Annotated in this window: 23 protein-coding genes; 15 read left to right on the top strand and 8 right to left on the bottom strand. The window is 35.4% G+C overall.

The annotated features are described in order from the left end of the window. Positions 1–7: 7 nt before the first annotated feature. Positions 8–928, top strand: coding sequence for a DUF2121 domain-containing protein (locus Q4P18_RS04210; protein ID WP_368660189.1), 921 nt, complete (start codon positions 8–10; stop codon positions 926–928). 15 nt (positions 929–943) lie between these two features. Then, positions 944–1,846 (top strand): MBL fold metallo-hydrolase, encoded by a 903-nt coding sequence (locus tag Q4P18_RS04205; RefSeq protein ID WP_303336008.1) that lies wholly within the window; start codon positions 944–946, stop codon positions 1,844–1,846. Here Q4P18_RS04205 and aroC read toward each other — a convergent pair. Next, positions 1,843–2,928 (bottom strand): chorismate synthase, encoded by a 1,086-nt coding sequence (aroC, locus tag Q4P18_RS04200; RefSeq protein WP_303336006.1) that lies wholly within the window; start codon positions 2,926–2,928, stop codon positions 1,843–1,845. The genes Q4P18_RS04205 and aroC overlap by 4 nt on opposite strands. 94 nt (positions 2,929–3,022) lie before the next feature. Between aroC and Q4P18_RS04195 the strand changes: the two genes are divergently transcribed. From Q4P18_RS04195 to Q4P18_RS04175, 5 genes are all read left to right on the top strand, one after another. Beyond that, the gene (locus tag Q4P18_RS04195; RefSeq protein ID WP_303336004.1) at positions 3,023–3,718 is read left to right on the top strand and encodes an endonuclease III domain-containing protein; all 696 of its coding nucleotides are present in this window, start codon (positions 3,023–3,025) and stop codon (positions 3,716–3,718) included. Between the two features lie 104 nt (positions 3,719–3,822). Further along, on the top strand, positions 3,823–4,827 hold the full coding sequence (gene hemB, locus Q4P18_RS04190; protein ID WP_303336002.1) for a porphobilinogen synthase: 1,005 nt from the start codon (positions 3,823–3,825) through the stop codon (positions 4,825–4,827). Between the two features lie 5 nt (positions 4,828–4,832). Further along, a complete protein-coding gene (locus Q4P18_RS04185) occupies positions 4,833–5,717 on the top strand; it encodes a triphosphoribosyl-dephospho-CoA synthase (protein WP_303336000.1) in 885 nt (294 codons plus the stop codon). A gap of 326 nt (positions 5,718–6,043) precedes the next feature. Continuing rightward, positions 6,044–7,591 (top strand): phenylalanine--tRNA ligase subunit alpha, encoded by a 1,548-nt coding sequence (locus tag Q4P18_RS04180; RefSeq protein ID WP_303335998.1) that lies wholly within the window; start codon positions 6,044–6,046, stop codon positions 7,589–7,591. A 29-nt stretch (positions 7,592–7,620) separates the two neighbouring features. After that, on the top strand, positions 7,621–8,394 hold the full coding sequence (locus tag Q4P18_RS04175; RefSeq protein WP_303335996.1) for an exodeoxyribonuclease III: 774 nt from the start codon (positions 7,621–7,623) through the stop codon (positions 8,392–8,394). Between the two features lie 48 nt (positions 8,395–8,442). Here the strand turns inward: Q4P18_RS04175 and Q4P18_RS04170 are convergent, their stop codons facing one another. After that, positions 8,443–9,144: a TIGR02253 family HAD-type hydrolase gene (locus tag Q4P18_RS04170; RefSeq protein WP_303335995.1), complete on the bottom strand. Its 702-nt coding sequence runs from the start codon at positions 9,142–9,144 to the stop codon at positions 8,443–8,445. 105 nt (positions 9,145–9,249) lie between these two features. Here Q4P18_RS04170 and Q4P18_RS04165 point away from each other — a divergent pair, with 105 nt between their 5' ends. The 4 genes from Q4P18_RS04165 to Q4P18_RS04150 all read left to right on the top strand — a co-directional run bounded on the left by Q4P18_RS04165 (position 9,250) and on the right by Q4P18_RS04150 (position 12,049). After that, entirely contained in the window at positions 9,250–9,930 is a 681-nt protein-coding gene (locus Q4P18_RS04165; RefSeq protein ID WP_303335994.1) for a DNA polymerase domain-containing protein, read from the top strand. Positions 9,931–10,108: 178 nt separating this feature from the next. After that, positions 10,109–10,492 (top strand): 30S ribosomal protein S8e, encoded by a 384-nt coding sequence (locus tag Q4P18_RS04160; protein ID WP_303335992.1) that lies wholly within the window; start codon positions 10,109–10,111, stop codon positions 10,490–10,492. A gap of 117 nt (positions 10,493–10,609) precedes the next feature. Then, the gene (gene hypE / locus Q4P18_RS04155) at positions 10,610–11,629 is read left to right on the top strand and encodes a hydrogenase expression/formation protein HypE (RefSeq protein ID WP_303335990.1); all 1,020 of its coding nucleotides are present in this window, start codon (positions 10,610–10,612) and stop codon (positions 11,627–11,629) included. Positions 11,630–11,641: 12 nt separating this feature from the next. Next, the gene (locus tag Q4P18_RS04150) at positions 11,642–12,049 is read left to right on the top strand and encodes an RDD family protein (RefSeq protein WP_303335988.1); all 408 of its coding nucleotides are present in this window, start codon (positions 11,642–11,644) and stop codon (positions 12,047–12,049) included. Positions 12,050–12,073: 24 nt separating this feature from the next. On the opposite strand, the gene cas4 is transcribed toward Q4P18_RS04150, so the two are convergent. Next, the gene (cas4, locus tag Q4P18_RS04145; protein WP_303335986.1) at positions 12,074–12,760 is read right to left on the bottom strand and encodes a CRISPR-associated protein Cas4; all 687 of its coding nucleotides are present in this window, start codon (positions 12,758–12,760) and stop codon (positions 12,074–12,076) included. A gap of 130 nt (positions 12,761–12,890) precedes the next feature. On the opposite strand from cas4, the gene Q4P18_RS04140 reads away from it, so the two are divergent. Together Q4P18_RS04140 and Q4P18_RS04135 are read left to right on the top strand one after the other, a co-directional pair. Further along, the gene (locus Q4P18_RS04140; protein WP_303335984.1) at positions 12,891–14,384 is read left to right on the top strand and encodes a radical SAM protein; all 1,494 of its coding nucleotides are present in this window, start codon (positions 12,891–12,893) and stop codon (positions 14,382–14,384) included. A gap of 72 nt (positions 14,385–14,456) precedes the next feature. Continuing rightward, entirely contained in the window at positions 14,457–15,746 is a 1,290-nt protein-coding gene (locus Q4P18_RS04135; protein ID WP_303335982.1) for a DEAD/DEAH box helicase, read from the top strand. 5 nt (positions 15,747–15,751) lie between these two features. On the opposite strand, the gene Q4P18_RS04130 is transcribed toward Q4P18_RS04135, so the two are convergent. The 5 genes from Q4P18_RS04130 to Q4P18_RS04110 all read right to left on the bottom strand — a co-directional run bounded on the left by Q4P18_RS04130 (position 15,752) and on the right by Q4P18_RS04110 (position 19,736). Continuing rightward, positions 15,752–16,555, bottom strand: a complete 804-nt coding sequence (locus Q4P18_RS04130) for a winged helix-turn-helix transcriptional regulator (protein ID WP_303335979.1) — start codon at positions 16,553–16,555, stop codon at positions 15,752–15,754. 53 nt (positions 16,556–16,608) lie between these two features. Next, a complete protein-coding gene (locus Q4P18_RS04125) occupies positions 16,609–17,997 on the bottom strand; it encodes a DHH family phosphoesterase (RefSeq protein WP_303336562.1) in 1,389 nt (462 codons plus the stop codon). Positions 17,998–18,034: 37 nt separating this feature from the next. Further along, positions 18,035–18,319 (bottom strand): signal recognition particle subunit SRP19/SEC65 family protein, encoded by a 285-nt coding sequence (locus Q4P18_RS04120; RefSeq protein WP_303335977.1) that lies wholly within the window; start codon positions 18,317–18,319, stop codon positions 18,035–18,037. Beyond that, positions 18,312–19,085: a uroporphyrinogen-III synthase gene (locus tag Q4P18_RS04115; protein ID WP_303335975.1), complete on the bottom strand. Its 774-nt coding sequence runs from the start codon at positions 19,083–19,085 to the stop codon at positions 18,312–18,314. Before Q4P18_RS04115 ends, Q4P18_RS04120 begins: the two co-directional genes overlap by 8 nt. A 363-nt stretch (positions 19,086–19,448) precedes the next feature. Then, the gene (locus Q4P18_RS04110) at positions 19,449–19,736 is read right to left on the bottom strand and encodes a hypothetical protein (RefSeq protein WP_303335973.1); all 288 of its coding nucleotides are present in this window, start codon (positions 19,734–19,736) and stop codon (positions 19,449–19,451) included. Between the two features lie 46 nt (positions 19,737–19,782). On the opposite strand from Q4P18_RS04110, the gene Q4P18_RS04105 reads away from it, so the two are divergent. Together Q4P18_RS04105 and Q4P18_RS04100 are read left to right on the top strand one after the other, a co-directional pair. Then, positions 19,783–20,346: a hypothetical protein gene (locus tag Q4P18_RS04105; RefSeq protein ID WP_303335971.1), complete on the top strand. Its 564-nt coding sequence runs from the start codon at positions 19,783–19,785 to the stop codon at positions 20,344–20,346. A 167-nt stretch (positions 20,347–20,513) separates the two neighbouring features. Continuing rightward, positions 20,514–24,455, top strand: coding sequence for an Ig-like domain repeat protein (locus Q4P18_RS04100; protein WP_303335969.1), 3,942 nt, complete (start codon positions 20,514–20,516; stop codon positions 24,453–24,455). Positions 24,456–24,546: the final 91 nt, after the last annotated feature.

Here is a 24,546-nt window from a genome sequence, read left to right as displayed (position 1 = left end):
GATTACTATTAGTTTGATTATAGCATATATTGGTAAAAAAGGATGTGTAATGGCAAGTGATAAAAGAAAAATCGCTTATTTCGGTAATAAGGATAACTTGGCACAATTGGAAGATGAATTATATGCTGGTAAAATAACTAGTGAAGAGGAATTAACAAATAGAGCTCAGGAATTAGATATTCAAATCAAACTATCAAGTGATGGAAATAAAATTAGCACTATTGATGATGTGGTGAGAGGTGAAGTAAGTTCTAAGGGAGCTTTTGAAACTAAAAGAAAAAGAATTTACGGAACCACAAACGGATATCAAATCATTGAGTTGATCGGATCCAACATAACCTCTAAAAATTCAGGTGAAAAGGCAATCATCATATTTGGAAACAAATACGCAAAGGCCGAAGCTGAAAAGCTAATTTCCAAAAAATGGAAATCATCATTGAGCTTAAAGTATATGGGAGACATATTTGCTGAAATTATTAAAGAAATTTCAAAATCAACCCCGACTGTTGGTGGGGAAGTTGATGTTCTTTTAAAACAGCCACAGTACACACCTCAAGAGGCACAAAAACATTTGGATGAAATCATCGAAACCGATGTCAAACTGTTGAGCAAGTTCAGACAAAAGCTTCAAAACGATTTGATTGAAAAATCAAGAGAAATAGAGCTTGCATCTAAAATTATAGATGAGGGGTCTGTTGGAAAAGTCATAAATGTTGATGGCAAGATGTTGGAAGTCAAACTCAACGACAAGACAGTTGCATATGACGGTAACTGGAAAGAGCTTGCAGGGCCTAATGAAAATGTTATAATGTTTACTGAAAGCGACGATGTAAAGGTCGGAGATGAAGTAGTTATTGAAGGAGAGGATTTATGTCTTAAGAAAGATAAATCTTCACTTAAATGCAATATAATATTATGTAATGCATAGTTGCAGGAGAAACAAATGAAAATAACATTTTTGGGAACTGGTGGGGGAAGATTTTCCACAATTAGTCAGCGCAGAATGACTGGGGGCTTCAGGATAGATAATTTGAAAGGCAAGAATTATCACATAGACCCAGGTCCAGGCGCTCTTGTTAGAACATATCAATTTGGACTTGATCCTAGGAACTTGTCTGGCGTTTTTGTTTCACATGCTCATACTGACCATTATTCAGACGCTGAAATTCTCATTGAAGCCATAACAAAAGGAATGACTAGGGATACAGGCGTCATAATGGGAAGTCAAAGTGTATTTGAAGGATTCAAACAATTCGGCCCATGTGTTTCTGATTATCATAGAAGCAAATCAGAAAATTACTTGCTGAAGCCGGATTATGTTAAGAAAATTGATGGATTCACAATCAAGGGAACCAAAACAATTCATGGAGATCCCACAGGTGTCGGTTTCCAAATTGATGAAGGAAATCTGAAAATATCTTACACGGCAGATACATCAAACTTTGATGGATTGGCAGAATATCATGAAGGGGCAGATATATTAATATGTAGTGTGCTAAGACCAGGGGATACGACTATCAGAGGTCATATGTGCTCTAAAAACTTTGAGGACTTAATCAATGAAGTCAAACCTAAATTAGCTATCATGACACATTTTGGTTTGAAAATGATTAATGCAAATCCGATATCTGAAGCTAAAAAGATTACTAAAAAAACACGTATCAAAACTTTAGCTGCTTATGACGGTATGTCTTTGGATATAAACTATTCAAAGCCACAATATTCAAGAATGAAGTCTTTAAAGGATCCTAGTTCTTCATTATATAAAAAAGAAAGGGAAACTACTTATCAAAGTACCTTAAAAAATAAAGAATTTGATGAACTAACTATCAATAAGGACAATTAGTCATTTTCAATGTTTGTAGGATGTATGAATCCGGAACGAATCATATGGTCGGCCAATACGATAGCTACACTTGATTCTGCAACGACAGTAACTCTTGGAGCAATGCAAGGGTCATGTCTTCCTTTTATTTCTATTTTTTTATTTTCCATATTTTTCATGTCTACAGTTTCCTGAAGTTTTGATATTGAAGGGGTTGGCTTAATAGCTATTCTGGCAACAATAGGCATTCCATTGCTCATTCCACCGATTATTCCTCCGGAATTGTTAGTTCTTGTTTTTATTTCATCATTTTCAATATAAAACTCGTCGTTGTTTGCAGATCCTAGTTTATTTGCAACATCAAAACCCGAACCAATTTCAACTCCTTTAACAGCTCCGATATTCATTAAAACTTGTGCAATATCTCCATCCAGCTTTCCGAAAACTGGCTCTCCAAGTCCTGCAGGTATTCCGGTAGCAATTATTTCAACTACTCCTCCCACGGAATCTCCTTCCTGTTTTTTTGCAATAATCAATTCTTCCATTTCCTTTGCAACATCTAAATCACCACATCTAACCACATTTTTTTCAATGTCTTCAATGTTTAATTTTGATGATTTTATGTCTCCGATTTGGGTTACATGGGCTATTACTTCAATACCATATTTTTTAAGGAGTTTTTTAGCTATTGCACCACCAATTACATGGCCAATGGTTGTTCTTCCACTTCCACGACCTCCTCCGTTGTAGTCATAGTTTCCATATCTGGTCATCCATCCGTAATCTCCATGGGATGGGCGAGGTGTGTCTTTGAACATTGAATAGTCTTTTGAATGCTGGTTTTTATTAAAGACAATTCCTGCTATTGGTGTTCCATCGGTCTTTCCTTCAAAAATCCCTGAAAGTATTTGAACTTCATCGTCCTCTTTACGTGGTGTTGTAACTGCACTTGTTCCAGGTTTCCTTTTATTTAATTCTTTTTGGATGTCTTCAGCACTTAATTCCAAATTAGCAGGACATCCATCAACGACTGCTCCGATTGCTTTTCCATGGCTTGCACCAAAGCTTGTAACAGAAAATACTTCTCCAAATCGATTTGCCATAATATCACAAGTTTTAAATTTATGAATATTAATTTTGTTTGATAAAGTATTTATAATTAAAAAAACAATTTTTCATAGTTGAAAAGGTGATATGATGGATAAGATAAAGGAGAATATTAACAATATTTATTGGACTTTAAAAGAAAATTATCCTCATGAAGGTCATTGGTGGCCAACAACCGATGTTGATGCTCAAAATATTAAATATGGTGCTGAAAATTCTTCTTTAGAGGATAATCGTAAATTTGAAATTATCATGGGAACCATCTTAACTCAAAATACCACTTGGGTAAGTGTAGATAGGGCATTAAAGAATTTATCCAAATATACGAATTTCAATCCCGAAGGCATAATTGCTTTCATTGAAGACGATCCTGATCTATTTAAAAGGCTTATAAAGCCAACGGGATATTACAATCAGAAGACATTGTACTTGAAAAACATTGCGGAGTTCTACATTTCTCTAGATGGCAAGACTCCCTCAAGAAAGGAAGTGCTGTCTGTTAAGGGAGTAGGGAACGAAACTGCAGATTCCATCATGCTCTACGCCTACAATGAGAAGGAATTTGTGGTTGACGCATATACGAGGAGAATATTTTCCTATCTAGGCTACGTGTCTGAAAAGGTAACTTATCTAAAGCTTAAAAGGCTGTTTGAGGATAACTTTGAAGGGGATGTAAAGGATTATGAGGATTATCATGGCCTTATTGTAGAGCATGCCAAGCTATATTACAGAAACAGGCCTTATGGGGTCGGTGATAAAATTTTATCCAAATATAAAATCTCCTAATTTTTTTTATTCTTTTTGTCTTTCAGCAGGACTTTTTTATTTTCATTTTAAAGTTTTTTAAATAATAAATTACAAATTATATCTTAATCTAATAAGGTGAAAAAATGTATTTTCCAACTACAAGATTGAGAAGACTTAGGAAAAATGAAAAAATAAGAACCATTGTACGTGAAACAAAGGTCTGCAAGGAAGATTTGATTTATCCAATATTCTTTAAAGAAGAGTTGAAAGGTATGGAAAAGGAACCGATAACTTCCATGCCTGGGGAATTTAGGTATTCTCTTGAAGCTGGTGTTGAATTTGCAAAGCATTTGGAAGAATTGGGTCTTAAATCAATCATTGTTTTCGGAGTCCCTTCAGCCAATGAAAAAGATGAGGTGGGAACTCCTGCATTTGTAGATGATGGGATTGTTCAAAAGGCCATTAAAGCCATCAAGGAGAACACAAATCTTGTTGTAATAAGTGACGTTTGTCTTTGCCAGTATACTTCTCATGGCCATTGCGGTTTGATAGCTGAAAATGCGGACACTGATTTTGGCCTTGAGATATGCAATGATGAAACATTGGAATACCTGGCTAAAGTTGCAGTGTCCCATGCAAAGGCAGGGGTCGATATCGTAGCCCCTTCTGACATGATGGATGGGAGAGTTGAAGCTATAAGATGCGGATTGGATGAGGCAGGATTTGAAAATGTCATGATTATGTCCTATTCTGCAAAATACGCTTCCGCATTTTATGAACCCTTCAGGGAAGCTGCTTGTTCATCACCAGGACTTGGAAATCGTAAAAGCTATCAGATGGATCCTGCAAACTCAATCGAAGCCATCAGGGAATGTGAATTGGATGTTGCAGAGGGGGCCGACTTCTTAATGGTTAAGCCAGGGCTTCCGTATCTTGACATTATTAAAATGATTAAGGAAGAGTTTCCATTGCCTTTAGCCACATATAATGTAAGTGGGGAATATTCAATGATTATGGCAGCTATTGAAAAGGGATATTTGACCGATAGGGCCATATATGAAACTTTACTTGCCTTCAAAAGGGCTGGAGCAGACCTGATAATTACAAACTTTGCACCTTATGTGCTTGAAAACGATATGTTGGATTGATCATCATGGATTCTAAAACAATAGCTAAAATAGCCCAAATCGCATCTTGTCTTGAGGTTAGCGGATTTCCCAAACCTGGAAACGTTCATAGAACAAGAGATTACGATGACATGGTCTTTGAAGACTTTTTAATAAGTGGTGTTGTTATAGGTGACACAATAAGGGAAGTTGCCGAAAATGTTGATAAGGATGATTTGGCTTCTGCACAACTTGGAAAATACATATTGGAAGCTGTAAAAGAAACCGACAATTGGATTGCAAACAATACTAATCTTGGAATTGTAATGTTGCTTGTGCCAATTTCAGCAGCAGCAGCTATTAGTGAAGACTTCTATCAAATACGTGAAAATGTGGTTGATTTAATGGCACATACAACTGTAGATGATGCAATAAATCTTTACGATGCCATTAATATTGCAGATGCTGGAGGAATGGGTGAACAGGATGAGTATGATGTAGCTGGTGAGAATGCAAAACAGGAACTTAGGGAAAACAATCAGACAATGTATGATGTTCTTGAAATCTCAGCTCCTTGGGATAGGCTAGCCAGTGAATTAACCACTACCCTTCCGGTTTGCTTTGAAATAGGGTTTAAGGAATACTCAAAACTTAAGAAAGAAACCTCCCTTAACATGAGTGGAGTTTTAACATTTTTAAAGATTCTCTCAACAACTCCAGATACATTAATATCTAGAAAATACGGCGATGAAAAGGCAGAGGAAGTATCTGAAATGGCTGCAGAACTGTTGGGCTATGTTGACGCCATCAATTTCATGGACAAGGTTAGGGAGTTTGACGATTACCTGTTTGAAAACAAGTTAAATCCGGGAACAACAGCAGACTTAACTGCAGCTTCAATCATGCTTAGTCTGTTAAGTGAAAAGTTTTAGCTAAAAAAAGCTTCAACGAATTTAAAGAGATTTTCTTTAAATTCCAATCTTATATTTTAAATTATCTTTTTTTGATTCCAGGCATCCTACTTTGGATATTCCTTTTGTTTTATTCTTTTAATATCCTAGTTGTCATTCCAATTACTTTTTAATGATGATTTTTCAATCTATTTTCTTATAAATAAAGTGAACGGTTCTATTTGGAATCATTTTCAATCATAAATGGAATCTTATCAAAACAAATCATTTTTTTCATTCTTAACATTGAAATGCTTTTTATATTATGATTATCATATATAATATAGAATAAACAAGTAGGTGTTTTAATGAGTGAGGATATTAAAAAAACCATTAATGAATTACATATTTACGAAAAAAAGCTATTGCAAGAATTGGAAAAAAACAGGGATGTAACTCCTGATGAAGTTGCTGAAATTACCGGCATGGATATTAAATCAGTAATGAGTGCGGCCGGTTCTCTTGCATCAAAAGAGATTATTGAAGTTGAAAAGGATATTGATGAAATTCTTTCATTGACCGATGACGGTAAAAGCTATGCTGAGTTTGGATTGCCTGAGAGAAGAATTCTTGACGTTTTGGTTGCTGAAGATGAAATTCCAATGGGTGAACTTGCAGCAAAATCAGGAATCGATAAAAAGGACACTGGTATTGCAATCGGTTGGCTAAACCGTAAACATTGGGCTACCGTTGACAAGGGCATTATTAAGATTACCGATGTGGGTCGCGAAAGTGCAGAGAAGTTAGGGGACGATGAAAAGCTCCTCAAATATCTTTTTGAAGCGGAGTCAACAATTAAAAATGAATTGGATGACGATTTGTTAGATGGATTTAAATTACTCAACAATAGAAAAAACCTATTGGATACCAAAAAGAACACCTCACATTCTTTTAAAGTATTGTCTAAAGGTAAAGATATTTTAGATGTAGGTTTTACTATTCAAGAACAGGCTACTCAATTAACACACCAACAACTTAAAGATGGGGAATGGAGAAATCTCCAATACAGGCCTTATGATATAAATGCTGAAGCTCCTAAAATATTTCCAGGTAAGGAACATCCTCTCAGAAGGATTATTGAGGAAATTAGGGAAATTTTCTTAAATCTTGGTTTTACAGAATCCAACAGGCCTATTCTTGATTCAGCATTTTGGAATTTCGATTCACTTTTCCAACCTCAAGACCATGCTGCTCGTGAAATGCAGGATACATTTTATGTTAAAAACCCATTGACCTGTGATTTGCCTGATGACGAGGATCTAGTAAAATTAACAGCTACAGTTCATGAAAACGGTGGAAATACCGGTTCTACAGGATGGCAATATGATTGGGATGAGGATGTTGCACGTCAAAGTGTACTCAGGACTCATACTACGGGAGTTTCCACAAAATATTTATATGAAAATGAACCTCCTTTTAAAATGTTCTCAGTAGGTCGTGTATTTAGACGTGAAACTATCACATACAAACATTTACCTGAGTTCCATCAAGTTGAAGGAATTGTTGGAGCACCTGGAATCAGCTATCAGAACTTACTTGGAACATTAAAAGAATTCTATAAAAAATTAGGATTCGAAGTAAGATTCAGGCCAGCATACTTCCCATACACTTATCTTTCCACTGAATGTGAAGTTTATTTGGAGGATAAGGGTGCTTGGATTGAGCTTGGTGGTTCTGGAATGTTCAGACCTGAAGTTCTTGAACCGTTAGGAATTGACGTTCCTGTACTTGCGTTTGGACTTGGTATTGAAAGGTTGGCCATGATACGTTACGATATCTCAGATATTCGTATGCTTTACAAAAGCGATATCAAATGGCTACGTGAATTGCCAATTACAAATGGAATTGACTTATAAAAAATAATTAATTGTAGGAGATGAAAAAGATGTCAATTAAACTTACATCATGGAATGTAAATGGAATAAGGGCAGTTAATAAAAAGCCAGAATTTTGGAACTGGTTCAACAATAGTAAAGCGGATATAATCAATTTGCAAGAAATCAGAGCGAATATTGATGATATTCCTGCTGACCTATACAATATTGATGGTTACAACTCATACTTTACCACAGCAGAGAAAAAGGGTTACAGTGGGGTTGCAACATACTCCAAGGTAAAACCAGTCAATGTCTTCCATGGATTGGGGGACATAGAATTGGATATGGAAGGTCGTCTTTTAAGATCAGATTTTGAGGATTTTACCTTGCTCAACATATACTTCCCAAACAGTGGAACAAGAGGGGCAAAGTTAGATAAGAAAATCAAGTTCTGTAACACCCTTACAAACTATATTATTGATCTTAAGGATGCAGGTCGCAGCATTGTAATATCTGGGGATGTTAACATTGCTCATGAGCCTATTGACTTGAAAAATCCGGAAAAAAACCATGAAAACTCAGGATTTTTGCCTGCAGAAAGAGATTGGCTATCTGAATTTTTAGATTTGGGTTTTATTGATACATTTAGGGAATTGCATCCTACAGAAGAGAAATATTCCTGGTGGAGCTATAGGTATCATGCAAGGTCCAAAGGAATCGGCTGGAGACTGGACTATTTCTTCGTAAGTGAAGATTTGAAGGATAAGGTACTTTCAGCAACCATTGAAGACAACGTAATGGGTTCAGATCACTGTCCAGTTACTTTGGAATTGGATTTCTAAATTAAAATAAGTCACTAAGTTTTTTAAAACTTAGTGTTGATTCATTTTTTATAAAATTGTGTTAATATCTCCAATATTATCGACAATTTTAATATCTAAATTTTCTTTTTTTATTCTTAATCTTTCAGAATTAGTTATATTTGAATTTACAAGTATTGCACTTAATCCAGCTTCAACTGCTCCTAAAGCGTCTTCTAAAAATTTATTCCCAATCATGACACTTTTTTCAGGGTCGGCCTTCATTCTTCTCAACGCTTCCTCATAAATTTCTTTGCTTGGCTTTGCATATCCTACCTCTTCTGAAGTTATAACCTCGTCGAAAAACTGGTATACGTTCAATCTTACGAGCTTTTCCCACTGTTTTATTGTAATTCCATTGGAAATTACTCCTAATTTGTATCCCTGACTTTTCAAATAGATTAATGTGTCGATTGTTTTTGGAAATGGTCTTAAAAGAGAAAATTTAACATTGTGGTAGGTTACCATACCAAGTGCAACAAGCATTGGGTCCTCCTTTCCTAAAAGCGCCTTTGTCAAAACATTAAAATGTTTGTCATAATTTGATCCTTTTTCTTTAATGACGGTTTTTAATGTGGAGTAGGCTATATCCTTTTTGAGGGGAAGCCCGTTGTCAACCATTGTCTCAATAGCTGTTCTTCTAGCAGTTTCTGCAAATTTGGAGGTGTCTAGTAATGTATCGTCAACATCAAAAAATACAACACTTTCATTTGCCTTATCAGTTTTTCTCATGTACTTAAAAATTTATTTTTGAAAATATTTAAAAATTTTGATTGAAGGGTTCCGATTGAAAATTATTTTATATGTTGAAGTCAATAGTATTAGTAGGTGCTTTTCTTGCAAGACGATGTTAAACAACTAGAACTGGAACAAGAGATTAAGAATCAGGCTCAATCATTTATTGATTATATTAATGATACTCTTCCTGAAAGTATGGAACTGGAATATGAAGGTTTCTACAGGCGTGGATTCTTTGTAAGTAAAAAAAGATATGCTGTTATTGAAGAGGGAGAGATAATTGCTAAAGGTCTTGAACTTGTAAGAAGGGATTGGGCTCCAATTGTTAAAAAAACTCAGGAAAATGTCCTTATGGCCATTCTTAAAGAGGGTAACACTCAAAAGGCAATTGATGAAGTTAAAAAAGTTCTGAAAAAATTGAAGAGCGGAAATGTTGATATGAAAGAGCTAATCATCCACACTCAAATTACAAAGAAATTGGATGACTATAAGCAGGTAGGACCTCATGTGGTGGCCGCTCGTCAAATTGAAGCTCATGGAATTAAGGTTAGCAAGGGCACCATCGTTCAGTATATTATTGTTAAGGGAAAGGGTCCGATCAGTCAAAAAGCCGTTCCATATGAATATAGCGATGGTTTGGAGTATGATAGGGACTATTATATTAATAATCAACTAATCCCTGCTGTTGCTAGGATTATGGGGCCTTTAGGCTATTCAAAAAAAGATCTTGAAGATTTGGCTAGGGGAGAATTCCAACAAAGTTTGGATGCATTCTTCTAATAAAACTTTATATATTAGAAAGAAGTAATATTTTATTATCATTATTCTTTAAGATGCTTTATTGCTCTCGAATATTTAAATTATCATTTTTTCTTGTCAGATAATTTAGATGAAAGTGTCTTATTGATTGCGATTACTTATTTATTTAATAAAATTATTATATTTATTTGGTGAAATAATGGCAATTTCTCAAGGAAAATCAACAAGAAGTCCATCTGGTGCTAGAAACAAAGCAAACCGTGGAAAAAGAAAAGCACAATTAGGTAGAGAACCTGCAGAAACTAGAGTAGATGAAAAAAAATTAAGAAAAATCAGAACTCGTGGTGGAAACGAAAAACTCAGATTAGCTACCGGTAACAAAATCAACGTAACTAATCCTGACACTAACAAAACCCAAGTTTTAGATATTATTGGTGTAGTTGAAAACACTGCAAACCCAAACTACGTAAGAAGGAATATCATTACTAAAGGGGCTATTGTAGAAACTCCTGAAGGTAATGCTAAAGTAACATCAAGACCTGGTCAAGATGGTGTTATTAACGGTGTTTTAATTAAAGAATAATTTCTTTAATTCTCTTTTTTATTTTATTTCAAAACTTTTTTTACAAATAACTATTATTAAATAGTTTATTCAACAAATATTATTTTATTATAATTTTAAATTTTTTTAGGAGATACAATGTCAGATGATAAAATTAGTATGAATCACGGTGCTGGTGGAGAAGTAATGGCTAATTTAATCTCTAAGACAGTTCTCGACAATATCACTAAAAAAAGTGTAAATGGTGGAGTAAGCTTAGATGATTTAGATGATGGTGCATCCATCCCATTAGGTGATTATGAGATTGTTATAACTACTGATGGCCATACAATTGATCCTTTATTTTTCCCTGGTGGAGATATAGGAAGAATTTCAGCTTCAGGAACTATAAACGATGTGGCTGTTATGGGAGCAAAGCCATTAGCTATTACTAATGCTATTATTATGCAAGAGGGGTTCCCGATTGAAGATTTGGATAAGATTATGAAATCTCTCGATGAGGCATGTAGTGAGGTAGATGTTGCTGTTGTTGCCGGTGATACCAAGGTAGTTAATCAAGGCAGTCTTGACGGTATTGTTATGGTTACTACAGGTATTGGGGTAGCCAAAAAAGACGAAATCATTAGGGACTCTACTTTGGAAGTTGGGGATAAGATCATTGTTACCGGTACTCTTGGAGATCATGGAATCAGTTTGATGTCCTTTAGGGAAGGTTTCGGTTTTGAAACTGATTTGCAATCTGATGTTGCCCCTATGTGGAACGTTATTAAAAAGGCATTGGATGTTGGTGGTGTCACTGCAATGAAGGATCCTACTCGTGGTGGATTTGCAAACGCTATTAATGAAATGGCATCTAAATCTGGTGTTGGAATACGTCTTGAGCAGGAAGCCATTCCTATCCGTGAGGAAGTAAGAGCGGCATCTGAAATGTTGGGTATTGATCCTTTTGAAGTAGCTAATGAAGGTAAGGTTGTAATGGGTGTTAAGGCCGATAAGGCTGAAGAGGTTCTTGCGGCCATCAAAAGCGAAAAATATGGTGAAAATGCAGCTATCGTTGGTGAAGTTATTGAGGGAGATTATGTTCTTGTTGAAACACCTATTGGCGGGGAAAGAATATTGGAGGCTCCTATTGCAGATCCGGTTCCAAGAGTTTGTTAGTTAGGTGATTTGATGTCAGTATTTTCAAAAAGAGTTGTAGCATACATAGCTGATTTTTTTGTCGTATCTGCTATTATGTGGATTTTTTCTTATGTTTTATCTTTATTCATGGATCCATTTGAACTGTTTGAGGTTTACAGTTATTTCCCATTTGTGGTTCCTATCATAATCATGGTTTACTTCACATTGCTTGAAAAGATTAAGGGAGCTACTGTTGGTAAGGCTTTAATGTATTTGGAGGTTCGTGACATTAGGGATTATAGAATTACCTGGGGTCAGGCTTTTGCGCGTAACCTAACTAAAATCTATTGGATTCCAATAATCTTTGATTGGGCTATTGGAAAAATCCTAAAAAAGGATGATAGGATTTTAGATTCAATTACAAGAACCACAGTTATTGAAATACCTAAATATTATTAATTTTTTTTAAAAAGGGTGTTGCAGTTAGAAGTGTTCACAGTAACTTTGATATCTGCAACTTCTACATTTATTTTTATTTTTGGTTGGGATAAACGGTTTTGTCCCGTTAAACAGGCCCTCCATTCTGTCTAGGACGAATTTTATTGATTTTTCAACATCTTCATTAAATTCCTCGCTCCAAAAGATATTGTCTGTTCCTCTCTGTCTTAATGCTCCTCTTATTTTTCTTGTGTCATCACCAATCAGTTCTTTAAAAGCCAAGCAATATGCCCTGACCTGGTTTATTGTTGAATTGTATGGTGTGGTTCCAGGCTTGTCATCTATTATGATGAATTCGGTGGGAGTCATTTGTATTTCATCAATGAATCCTCTGATTCCGTTTTCAGGAGATATTACAAATACTTCCCTTGATATTGTTGCTGTTTCTTTTGACATTTCCATGACATCTTCAAAACTTGCAACTTCTGCTGTTTCTTTAAACTTATTTTCCAATTCATTGTGGACTGCAGTTCCCTGTTTCATTGCAGCTGTTGCTCCAACTTTAATGTCCTTGAAATATTGGAGGTATATCTGATATTCACAGTATCCCTGTTGATTCAACCAGCTTATTGGAAAGTTGTTTTTTCCTTCTATTATCTGAACGCCCTTTATGTTGGGATGTTTTTCAATATCATAATCCTCAGCATTTGATTGTATTAGTTTGTTTTCCATAATTAAATTTTGTATTATAAGTATAAGTGCATTTTTGAAAACATTTATATAGTAGACATTATTACTATTAGATAACACAATTTCTAAGTGTTAATAGATTATGCAATTATTTTTAAATGGGGATGAAAATATGAATTTCAGAAAAAACAACGAAGAAGAGGTAGAAGGCGCTGATATCAGTTCCATGATCAATACTTTTGAAACTTTTATTAACAATCCTATCTCTAAAAAAACAATTAATGCAGCTACCGCATACTGTGAAAAATGCGGGGCAAACAGATTAGAATGCGCTCTTGATTATTACTTAGGTAAAAGGGATGACATTTGTATGAAATGTCACCTTGTTGTACCTGCATTGAAATTAATCATTAAAGGAGGTCTTAAAAGTTTTAATACCTCTGAAGAGGCATTCAAATCAACCATGCAGGATCCATACTGGAGTAAAGGTCTTGTAAGTGTAATTAAGGGTATGGGTAGCTTCGGTGTTAAAAAACCTTTCGTTCCAGGTGCACCTTTCCAAATTGTATGGAACATTACAAAAGCATGCAATTTCAGATGTATTCACTGCTATGAAAATGCAGGTAAGAAAGATGCAGATGAATTCACAGCAGAAGAGATTCATGCAGGAATTGATAAGTTGGCTGATTTTGGAGTTACTTCAATTGCATTTTCAGGTGGAGAACCATCAATCCATCCAAATATCTTAGATTTCATTAGACATGCAACCGACAGGGGAATGTATGTTTCTATGGCTACCAATGGTTTTAAAACTGGTAATATGAAACGTGCAAAAGAATTTGCTGATGCTGGACTTCAATTCGTTCAAATAAGTCTTGATGGAAGAGACCCAAAAACTCACGATGAATTTAGACGTGTTCCTAACTCCTGGCAAAGAGCTGTAGACTCTATTAAAAACTTCCACGAATTAGGAGTATTTACAGAGGTTTCAACTACCGTTACACAAAACAACATTGGTGAAATCGATGACATGATTGATTTCATGCGCGAATTAGGAGTTGACTGGTACATGCTTTACAACTTCATTCCAACAGGATGTGCGGAGGAAGTTACAGAAATAGATTTAACACCTGAACAAAGGTTCGATCTTCTTAAAAAAATCTATGTTGAAAACAAGAAAGGGGAAATGCAAATCCTATCAACAGCTCCTCAATTTGCAGATATTTCAACATCCATCCAAACTGAAGACGACAATATGGTACCAACACACTTCTTCAATCCGGAATATACCAATCCTGGTATGAAAGCATTAGCAGACTTTGTTGGTGGATGCGGTGCTGGTAGATTCTATATGAGCGTAGAGCCTAATGGAGACATGTATCCATGTGTATTCTTCCCACACGATGACATTCTTAAATTAGGAAACCTTAAGGACGCAGATATGGAAGATTTATGGGTTAACAACGAACTGTTACAAAACCTCAGAAACAAAGATGCACTTAAAGGACACTGTGGTGAATGTGACTCAAGATACATCTGCGGTGGTTGTAGGGCACGTGCATACACATATAATGGTGACATCCTAGAAGGAGATTCTGGTTGTCTTAAAAACAGTAATGACATTGCTCATTATTACGAAAAAGGAAGTGCAAAAATAGGTAAATAGGCCTATTTTCCTTTTATTTTTTTTAAAATTATCTTTTTATACTGTTGGAATCTAATATAATAATTGATTTTTATGAGTTTAACTACATTCAATAATTTTGATATTGATAATAATATTAAGAAAGCCATTAGGAATATGGGATTTGAAGAACCAACCCCTATTCAAGAATTGACCATTCCCGAAGCGGTTAAGGGAAAGGACATCATTGGGCAGGCTCAAACAGGGAGTGGAAAAACTTTAGCTTATGGGATTCCTATTCTGCAGAAGATTTTTATTAAGGACAAGTCTCCCCAAGCAATTATAATCTGCCCTACAAGGGAACTTTCAATTCAGGTAGCTAATGAGATTTCCAGATTAGGTTCAAATATTAAAAACCTTAAAGTTTTGCCAGTTTATGGAGGTCAACCGATTGGACGTCAAATTAGAGTTTTAAATAAGGGTGTTCATATTGTTATTGGAACTCCGGGACGTATCTTGGACCATATCGAAAGGGGAACTCTTGACCTTATAGGCATTGAAACAGTTGTTCTTGATGAGGCTGATGAAATGTTGGACATGGGTTTCAGGGAGGATATAGAACAGATATTGAGACATACTCCTAAACAAAGGCAAACATTGCTGTTTTCAGCTACTATTCCTGATGACATTAAAAGAATAGCTAAATTTTATCAAAGAGATCCAAAACATCTTAAAATAGATTCAAAACAAATGACTGTTCCTGAAATCAGTGAATTTTACTATAATCTAAAGGATAGGGATAAGCTTGATGGATTGACTCGCTTAATAGATGTTTATGACATAAATTTGGGCCTTGTATTCTGCAATACTAAAAAGAGAGTGGATTATGTTGTTCGCCATCTTAAAAGCAGAGGGTATTCTGTTGATGGTATTCATGGTGATATGAAACAAAAGATTCGTGATAAGGTCATGAACAAGTTTAGAAATGGAAATATTGAGATTCTTGTTGCTACTGATGTTGCGGCCCGTGGAATTGACGTTCCTAATGTTCAGGCGGTTTTCAATTATGATGTGCCTCAAAATCCAGAGTATTATGTTCATAGAATAGGAAGAACAGCTCGTGCAGGTAATGTTGGGTATGCATTTACATTTGTCAATGGAAAAGAGCATCACATGCTAAACAATATTCGCAATGTTACAAAATCAAGCATTAAAAAGCAGCAAATTCCTTCCTATAAGGAAATGGAAGAAATCAGAAATGGTCTTATTTTTGATGAAGTTAAAAACATCATCGAAAAGGATGATTTGAAAAACTATACAAAAGCCGTTAAAAAGTATACAAGAAAGAACTACACTACTTTGGAAGTGGCTGCAGCTCTTTTAAAGATGGTTAAGGATGATTAGCTTCCTTATTTAATACCATCAATTATATTATATTTTATTTTTTCTTCTTCAAGTTCGCGGATAAATGCCTTTGTCATATCTCCGACGGACAATACTAAAACATTCAATCCTTTTCTGCATGCATTTGCAGTTCCTGCAGCCGCTGCAAATTCGATATCGACAGGTAAGTTGAGTTGATTTGTAATTGAACGTGAAACAGTACCTACGATTGCTATTTTATCTATTTTTCCACCATGTTGTGTTCCTTTTTCGTAGATATTCATGATTAAATCCAAATCTGCCGCATCGGATCCTCCATTTTTAATGTTTGGGAGTGTAACGATTATCGCTTCACCGACTTCCATGTCAATAAGTCCGGTAAGACCGCCTAAAGCAACATCGGTTCCTTTTTCAGCATCTTTTAAAACGGTTCCAGTTGCACTTGCTGGCTGTTTTGAGGCATATAAAACCCCGCCGTCCATATAAAGACCTACTTTTTCCCCTTCTTTCAATTTTTCATTAGCTATTGCAGGCCATACGGTTTTAAAATGATTCATAGTTTCAAGTACTGAATCTGTGTACTTTCTAAGAACTATTGCATCTTTTTTAACTTTGTCTATTCCTTTCTGTGTTATCTTGTATGGTGACCTTCCATCTTTTGAAGTTATGTAGCCTTCTTCAATCAATGTCTTTATATTTTCGGAAACTGCTTGTATTGTAATTCCAAGGGTTTCTGCAAGGTCTTTTTGTTTAAGATTTGGGTTTTGTTTTGATATTTCACTTAATATTTGAAAATGTGTAAGCGCTCCTCTTTTTTTAAATGCTTTCATTTTAGATACTCCTATTTTTATCAATATTATTTTATTTTTTAATCCAGTTATATTTAGTTTTCTATTACTCCCTCAAGTCTGTTGTTGAATTCTTCTAAAAACTCATCTTTCTTATCAATAGGTATATATGCACCGCAAGCCATGGAGTGACCTCCGCCATCCCCGCCGAATTCTCTTGATACTTCCCTGATTATGTGGCCGAAGTGTATTCCATCATATGACAATAGCTTGGAGCATCTTAAGGAAACTTTCAAATGATCCTCATCAGTTTGTCCAAATCCTATAATAGGTTTTTTCCAGTTTCCATTGCCCAAAATCATTCCTGTAACTGTTCCAACTATATTTGGAGCCATATCTTTCCCGTCAAAATACTGAAGATTTTCAAGTTCGATTATGGAATCTCCAACCTTTGCTATGTTTTTTGCAAGTCTCATCCTATGCTCTTTACTGATTTGTTCTAAACAGTCAAGTGCTTCCCCTCTATCTCCTTTAAGGATTTTATGGGCTACGGGATATTTCTCATTTCTTCCACAGGCATTCATTGCAGTTGAGAATTCGCTTGCATCCCTTAAGAATGTCCCTTCCTCTTCACATAAAAATTCAAAGGCGTCCCCAATAAGTAGTTTCGGAACATGTTTTACATATTTCTGAGGCACTCTTTTTGAAATTTCCTTAAGCATGTATTTGAATAATTTTCCCTTTTCTTCTTGTGAAAGCTCACTTAGGGTACGTCTTCCATCCATGTCAATGTTCAGCTCTCTCAATACTCTTTTGGAAGTGTTTTGATTTCCAGTAATCGGTATCTTAACGTCACTAAAGTAGGATAGGGCAACAAAAAGAGGTCTTGTTTTTCTTCCGTAAATGTTTATGTCATTGGGGGTGGTGTCAATGTAGCCTTGGTCTTCGGCATCCTTTAGAATGGTGGAGTTCAAACCTTCCAATTTTCCACTTCTTCCATTTTGAATATCTCCAATTGCAGACAGCACTCCAATCCAACTTAAATCCTTATAACCCAACTCTCTTGCAAGGAAATAGCATAGTCCTCCACCGCAAACATAAAATGACCCATCTATACCATGATGCAACGGGTTTATTTCAATGTAATTGCAATCGGTTTCATAGTCAAGGTCCCTCAATGGAGGGTGATGGTCTAGGATAATTATATTTTGCCCTTCTTTAGCATTCTTATCCACTGGCTGTCCTGATCCCAAATCTGAAAATATTGTCAGGTCATGATTGATTTTCAAGTCGCTCAATTCATCCAGGTTAACCCATTCAATTTCATGTTCCTTTCCAAGCCTATCAAGAACCTGTGAAAGAATTGCACCAGAACACAAACCATCACAATCTATGTGAGTATATATTTTTATATCATCGTTCTGTTCTATTAGCTCTATAGCTTCTTTGTAAAGATTGCGCATTGATTCTGGCAACTCTGTTATATCTCCACCTAATATTTCTTCGCCAGATGTCATATTATCATTTTCTAATAGCTTTAATTTCGATACAAATCTGTTTCAACAATTCATTTTTATCCATGGTGCGTTCACTAAGAACCCTACCGGATTTATCATACCATTTTCCAGGATATGCCTTGTCTTTTTCAACATTATGGGTAATGTTAAGTCTTTTTAAAGCTCTTGAGATTTCATTTACTGTTGGATCTTTAATTGCATATTCAAGAGAAACTTTTCTGCCTTCGCAACGTGAAAGATTGTTATTTAAGTATTGGGGCCATATCATAATGTCTCTATCTTTAGCCATTTTGCTCACCGTTATAAACTTTGAATAGTAATTCTAACATGTCTCTAACCGTATAAGTGTCCGGATAAATGTAGCTGATGTCATGTTCTTCCAGAACTTTTCCGGTTATTGGTCCGATAGCTACAGTTATAACCTCTTCAGACAACAAATTTGAGATTTTTTCTTCTTCTACAACAATTTTAAAGAAATTTTCAACAGTCAATGGACTTGTAAAAGTTATAGCATCAATTTCATTATTTTTTATCTGTTCAATCAATCTTTCAACTTTGATTTTGTCCATAGGGAAAAGAGATCTGTAAGCTTCAGCTACAATTACTTCATTGTCAAGCTCCTTTAAGCCGTCTACAAGTGTCGGTCTTGCGGATAGGGTTCTTGGAACTCCAACAACCTGATTCTTGATGTTTTGTTTTTTAAATTCTTCAACTAGTCCTTCCGCTGTAAAATTATCGGGAACTAAATCCACGGTTAAACCATATTCATTAGCTACCTTTCCAGTCTTGTTTCCAATAACTGCTATTTTGCAGTCCAATGTTTTTAGGAATTCTGGATGAAATTCGTTTAGGGAAACTATTGTGGTTGGGGATGTGAAAACAATCCAATCAAGTTCATCTTGCTTTTTTACCAATTCTTTCAATGATTTTGTATTTACTGGCTGCAAATCAAGAGTTGGTGCAAGAACAGGCTCTCCGCCCAATTCCTTTACGATTTCACAAGCTTTTTTGGCCCTATCATAGGGTCTTGTAATTGCAACTACAGGTTTTGACATGTTATTATCTCCTTTGATATTAGTATGTTTTTGAATGTTTAAATAATTACTATTTTTTTCAATTCATGATAGTTGTTCATATTTTTTGTAATTGAAATATTGATGAATCATTATAAAGCATTTATTGGGATACACAACAATGAATCGTTATTTGACTTGAAAATAAGGATATTGTGATATTTTTTTAGTTGAAAAATTAGTTATATACTTTAATATATAACTCTTTATAAGCCATTATATATTTTAGAATATAAGTTTATAAATTAATATTTTTAATTTTTTATTAGGTTTATTTTTAGGAAAAACAGATTCTTCCGCAAATCCAAATTCAATGGAATTTTTCTCATCAAAAGATAAAACAGGCTATCGGAACAGGTCATTGAGATAGTAGTCATATGTCGTATCGTCCTTCATTGACTCAATGTAGTGGATGATGTTCAATCTCAGGTCTTCTAATTTTATTCTTGCTTCGATATCCTCAAAATTTATATTGAAAAAATAGCTATAAACGGTATTTCCATCAAAATCGAAAATTTCCCATTTTATGTTGTTGAGGGTAATCCTATGGCATCTCCACTGTGATAGTTGACTTTCGATAATGTCTGTAATAATTTCAACATCAAAATTTTCATCTAACATTGTTTGAGTCATAATATTTATATAGTTGCTTTTGCCATATTAATTTTAGGTGATAGAGATGCTTAATAGCGATGCAATATTAAGAGTAAAATACCCTCAATTTGATGAGGAACAGTATCAGCCTGCAGGTATTGATTTGAGAGCAGGTGAACTTTTTGAAATTGACAACAGCGGAAAATTTCCTGCTGGAGTGTTCTATGAGGGAAAACACCTTCCAAAGCATGTTCCTATAGATGCTGAGAAGATGAAACTTCCAAATTTTGATTTGGATGGCTTGTCTGAAGAGGAGATACTCTCCAAAATGGAGGATAGTGAAAACCTTAGGGAAGCTGAAGTATTCAGACTAAAACCTAATGTGCCATATCTTATAAGGACCAAGGATAGGATTAAAGCTATTCACGCTGGCCAGATCTATCTTTCAAGAAGCACATTGATGAGGTCAGGTATTGAGGTTCTGGGCGCTTTTGGAGACCCTGGCTTTGAGACCCATTTGATATTCCTAGTTAAGAATTTGACAAATGGTGATTATCTAATAGAAAAGGATGCTCGCTTCGTTCAATTGCTGGATTTGGAAGTCCGCGATTTGGATGAGAAGTATCATGGCGAATATGACAACATGTAATTTGATACATTATCATATCGTTTTAATGGATTCATTACAATCCACATTTTCTTTTTTTATTGTACGTTTTATTCATTAAATCCCCTTATAATAAGGTTTATATTAAAAAAAATCCAAAAATTAAACTAATGATTAGTGCTTTTCAAGCATTTCATTGGAGGAAAATAATGAATAAAAAGATGTGCGCATTGTCTTTTTTATTGATTTGTATTTTATTTATATCTGTAGCTTCTGCAGAGGATGCTGATTCATTTAGTAGTCTTAATAACACTATTTCTTCAGCAACTGATGATGTAGATTTAAGTACTGATTATTTAAGAGATGATGCTGATTCAATTAATGCAATAAATATTTCTAAAGATATTGTCATCAATGGAAATGGAAAAACAATTGACGGCAATGGCAAAGGACCAATATTCACTATTGACAAAGGTGCCACAGTAACCATTAACGACATAACATTTATCAACGGTAATGGTGACTGCGGTGGAGCAATAGCTAATTATGGTACCTTGTTTTTAAACAATTGTAAATTTTTAAACAATACTGCAACTTCCAAGGGAGGTGCAGTTTATAACAATGGCATTCTAACAGTTTCAAACTCAGAATTTATTAACAGCACCGCAACTTATTATGGGGGAGCAATAAGTAATGATGGGATATTGGATGTTGACAAGTCTGTTTTTAAAGGAAACAACATCACCTATCGTGTTTCAGCGGGCTTGACTGGAGATGCTTATGCCGCTGGTGCAGCAATTTTCAATTCAAATGTAACATCCATCAGAAATTCTGAAATAAGGGACAATGCTGAGGACTATATAAATGGCCATATCATGTATGGTGCTGTTTCTTCTTCAGGTAACTTGACAGTTGTCAATACAAGATTTGACAATAACTATGGTCGTTACGGTGGAGCTATTGCAGCATTTGATTATAAAAAGTCATCTGCAAAAGTGGAAATTGTAAACTGTACCTTTGAAAACAACACTTCAATCTACGGCGGTGCAGCTTACGTAAACGGTCCGACTGCAGTTATCATTGGATGTAACTTTACAGGTAACAAGGGTACTGGAAAAGGTGACGTATCTCCTAACAATAACAATGGTGGAGCATTGGCTGTTTTTGGAGGATCCAGTGCCTTAATCAGCGACTGTAGATTCATAAGCAACAGTGCTCACTATGGTGGGGCTATTTCTATAGGTGAAAACAATGGAATAACCATCAACAACTGCATATTCCAATACAACAATGCTACCAAAAGCGGTGGGGCAATTGAAATTTCATCCACTGCAACTGCAGGATATTCAAATGTCGTAAACATTAACAATTCCACTTTTGATGTCAACAATGCAGTAAGTCCTGGTGGGGCTATATACAGTGTAAAACCGTTCATATTGAATGTGGACAAATGTACTTTCATCAATTCCAGTTCAAAAAACTATGGTGGAGCTATTTATACTGTTGGTGCCACTGCTACAATTATGAATTCATTATTCTTAGACAATATGGGGTCACAAGGCAGGGATATTTATTATACTAGGCCTGCAGCTACCATAAAAAATATTACAAGCAATTCTAAGGGTGTTGCCAGTAGTTTAACAACTATAATTTATAAAAACATAAACTTCATTACAGAAATGACATTGGATGATGTTTCTGTTGAATATAATGACGAAAATATCGTGATTTTCATATCAGGTAGCGTAAAAACAGGTAATTCCAATACCTATGTTACAGTTACAATGGGTAATTTCACAGAAACAATCAAGGTTACTGGAAATAATTTTAATCCTGGTAAGTTCAGTGGTAACATTACAATACCTAAAGATGAAGTTGAATATGGACTTCACAACATTTTAGTGACCTTTCCGGAACAGGGAACTCTTACAAGCACTGGGCATTGGTATGCATGTGAAGCTAATACAACAGCTTTGATAGAATTGATAGACACCAAAATAGTTCTTGATTCAATTGAAAACTATACTGACGACGGCAGAGCTATAATCATTAAAGGAAACACTTCAAGCATTGCCAATGGAACAAACATTACAGTTACTGTTAATGGTGAGGAACGCAACGTTACAGTAACAGACGATAAGTTTTCACTTGATTTAGGTGTTTTGAATACTGGAATCTACAAAGTAACTGCAAAATACGATGGGAATTTAAGATATTCCGATGCAGAGGATTCAATCAGCTTTACTAATTTCATAAAGACTTCAGTAACATTAAATCCTATTGCTAATGTTTCATATGGGAATTCTGTAGTCATTTCAGGATCAACTACCAACATCTCAAATGGATCTTCAATCTCCATTAAGGTTGGAGACAAGGTTTATGAAGCAATCGTCGATAAAAACGGCAATTTCAATTATGCAATAGATGACATTGAAGCAGGGGATTATTCTGTTGAAGCAAAATTCGAAGGCAATGAGACCCACGCTCCTTCCTCTGCAGATTCACAGTTCTCCGTAACCAAGGCTAATAGTACTGTTTCCGTTTCTGTTGATAATATTACTTTTGGTGATAGGGTTTCTGGTGTTGTTTCTCTTGGAAATGGCTTGGATGGTAATGTAACTGTAACTATCAATGATAAAGATTATGAAATCTCCGTTGCTGATGGTAATGGTGTTATTGATGAGGTTATTTCTTTGGATGCTGGTAATTATGATGTTGTTGTGTCCTTTGCTGGAAATGACAATTACAATCCGTCTTCCAATACAACTTCATTTGCTGTAGCTAAGGCTAATAGTACTGTTTCCGTTTCTGTTGGCAACATCATTTTAGGCAACGCAGCTATTGTAAATGTGACCTTGAATTCAATTGACGGCACTCCTTTAAGCGGAAAGGTTTTCGTTTCTGTAAATGGGGATGCTTATGAAGTGGATGTAACTGATGGAAAAGGAACCCTTCCAATTGAGGGCTTGGAAATTGGCAACTATGCAGTTGATGCAACATTTGAGGGTAATGAAAACTATTTAGGTTCTCAAAATTCTACAGAATTTGAAGTTATTGAGCCTTCATGCTATCTAGAATCACAAGATGTTGTGAAATATTACAAAAACGGCACACAATACAATGTAAAGGTTTTGTATGAAAATGGAAATCCTGCATCTGGCAAGGTTGTAGATGTTTACCTTAACGGTAAATCATTCAAGGACCTTAAATACAGCATTGTTTCAGGTGAAGATGGTGTCGCTACTTTGGCCATTAATCTGGCTCCTGGAGATTACAGCATCACTGCAGTAATGGCTGATCAGGAAGTCAAAAACAGCATCACAGTATTGCCAATGACCTATGAATTGTTTGCTGAAGACATTGACATGACTTTCAAGGACGGAACCAGCTACAATGTGACTGTTCTTGATGCAGACGGCAATCCTACAGCTGGAAAGACTGTAGCTTTAACCATTTCCAGTCCTAAATGGACCAAATCTGCAACATACAACATAGTCACCGATGAAGACGGTGTTGCAAGCTTGCCTATTAACTTGGCTATAGGCAGCTATGGATTTATGGCTTCATTTGACGGCGAATCCGTAAAAACTCAGGTCAACGTTTTAAAAGCAGCATACAAGCTTGAAAGTGCAGATGTTGTAAAATACTATAAGAACGGAACTCAATATCATGTGACAGTCAAGGACTTGAACGGCAACGCTGTAGCGGGCAAGACAGTAGCAATAACTCTTGGCGCTTCCAGCTGGAAAAATCCTGCAAAATACAATATTGTCACTGACGACAATGGTGTTGCAACATTGGACATCAATTTGGTAGCAGGAACATATACAATATCTGCGGATGTTGATGGAAACGTGGCTCAAAACTATATTGAAGTTTTACCTGTTATAACTTCTGAAAGCGTTTCAAAACCTGCAAACCAACCGGGTTCAGTATCCGCAAAACTTGTTAATGAACAGGGAAAACCTGCAGCTGGTCAGGTGGTATCATTTACCATTAAATTCCCAACAAAAACCGTAACTTACTATAAGATAACCGATACTGACGGTTTGGCCAGTTTGCCTATCAACTTATGTCCAGGTACTTATGCAGTAACAATAACAACTCCAAATGGTGCTCAAACACAAACAACTGTTAAAGTAACAGCTTAAAATCCATTCAAAAAGGTTAGGAATGTTTTTCCTAATCTTATTTCTTCTTTTTTTTTCAAATTCTCATACAATATTATAAATAAAATAATTA

This window comes from Methanobrevibacter sp. (assembly GCF_030539665.1).
Lineage (GTDB): Archaea > Methanobacteriota > Methanobacteria > Methanobacteriales > Methanobacteriaceae > Methanocatella.
The sequence above is the reverse complement of the archived record's forward strand: the minus strand, read 5'-3'. Positions and strand labels throughout refer to the sequence as shown.

Excerpts from the sequence above, each read along its gene's own strand:
- Q4P18_RS04205 (WP_303336008.1), top strand. The coding sequence starts at position 944 with ATGAAAATAACATTTTTGGGAACTGGTGGGGGAAGATTTTCCACAATT.
- Q4P18_RS04180 (WP_303335998.1), top strand. The coding sequence starts at position 6,044 with ATGAGTGAGGATATTAAAAAAACCATTAATGAATTACATATTTACGAA.
- Q4P18_RS04170 (WP_303335995.1), bottom strand. The coding sequence starts at position 9,144 with ATGAGAAAAACTGATAAGGCAAATGAAAGTGTTGTATTTTTTGATGTT.
- Q4P18_RS04175 (WP_303335996.1), top strand. The coding sequence starts at position 7,621 with ATGTCAATTAAACTTACATCATGGAATGTAAATGGAATAAGGGCAGTT.
- Q4P18_RS04110 (WP_303335973.1), bottom strand. The coding sequence starts at position 19,736 with ATGACTCAAACAATGTTAGATGAAAATTTTGATGTTGAAATTATTACA.
- Q4P18_RS04195 (WP_303336004.1), top strand. The coding sequence starts at position 3,023 with ATGGATAAGATAAAGGAGAATATTAACAATATTTATTGGACTTTAAAA.
- Q4P18_RS04100 (WP_303335969.1), top strand. The coding sequence starts at position 20,514 with ATGAATAAAAAGATGTGCGCATTGTCTTTTTTATTGATTTGTATTTTA.
- hypE (WP_303335990.1), top strand. The coding sequence starts at position 10,610 with ATGTCAGATGATAAAATTAGTATGAATCACGGTGCTGGTGGAGAAGTA.
- aroC (WP_303336006.1), bottom strand. The coding sequence starts at position 2,928 with ATGGCAAATCGATTTGGAGAAGTATTTTCTGTTACAAGCTTTGGTGCA.
- Q4P18_RS04150 (WP_303335988.1), top strand. The coding sequence starts at position 11,642 with ATGTCAGTATTTTCAAAAAGAGTTGTAGCATACATAGCTGATTTTTTT.
- Q4P18_RS04115 (WP_303335975.1), bottom strand. The coding sequence starts at position 19,085 with ATGTCAAAACCTGTAGTTGCAATTACAAGACCCTATGATAGGGCCAAA.
- Q4P18_RS04135 (WP_303335982.1), top strand. The coding sequence starts at position 14,457 with ATGAGTTTAACTACATTCAATAATTTTGATATTGATAATAATATTAAG.
- Q4P18_RS04120 (WP_303335977.1), bottom strand. The coding sequence starts at position 18,319 with ATGGCTAAAGATAGAGACATTATGATATGGCCCCAATACTTAAATAAC.
- Q4P18_RS04160 (WP_303335992.1), top strand. The coding sequence starts at position 10,109 with ATGGCAATTTCTCAAGGAAAATCAACAAGAAGTCCATCTGGTGCTAGA.
- Q4P18_RS04130 (WP_303335979.1), bottom strand. The coding sequence starts at position 16,555 with ATGAAAGCATTTAAAAAAAGAGGAGCGCTTACACATTTTCAAATATTA.
- hemB (WP_303336002.1), top strand. The coding sequence starts at position 3,823 with ATGTATTTTCCAACTACAAGATTGAGAAGACTTAGGAAAAATGAAAAA.
- cas4 (WP_303335986.1), bottom strand. The coding sequence starts at position 12,760 with ATGGAAAACAAACTAATACAATCAAATGCTGAGGATTATGATATTGAA.
- Q4P18_RS04105 (WP_303335971.1), top strand. The coding sequence starts at position 19,783 with ATGCTTAATAGCGATGCAATATTAAGAGTAAAATACCCTCAATTTGAT.
- Q4P18_RS04140 (WP_303335984.1), top strand. The coding sequence starts at position 12,891 with ATGAATTTCAGAAAAAACAACGAAGAAGAGGTAGAAGGCGCTGATATC.
- Q4P18_RS04185 (WP_303336000.1), top strand. The coding sequence starts at position 4,833 with ATGGATTCTAAAACAATAGCTAAAATAGCCCAAATCGCATCTTGTCTT.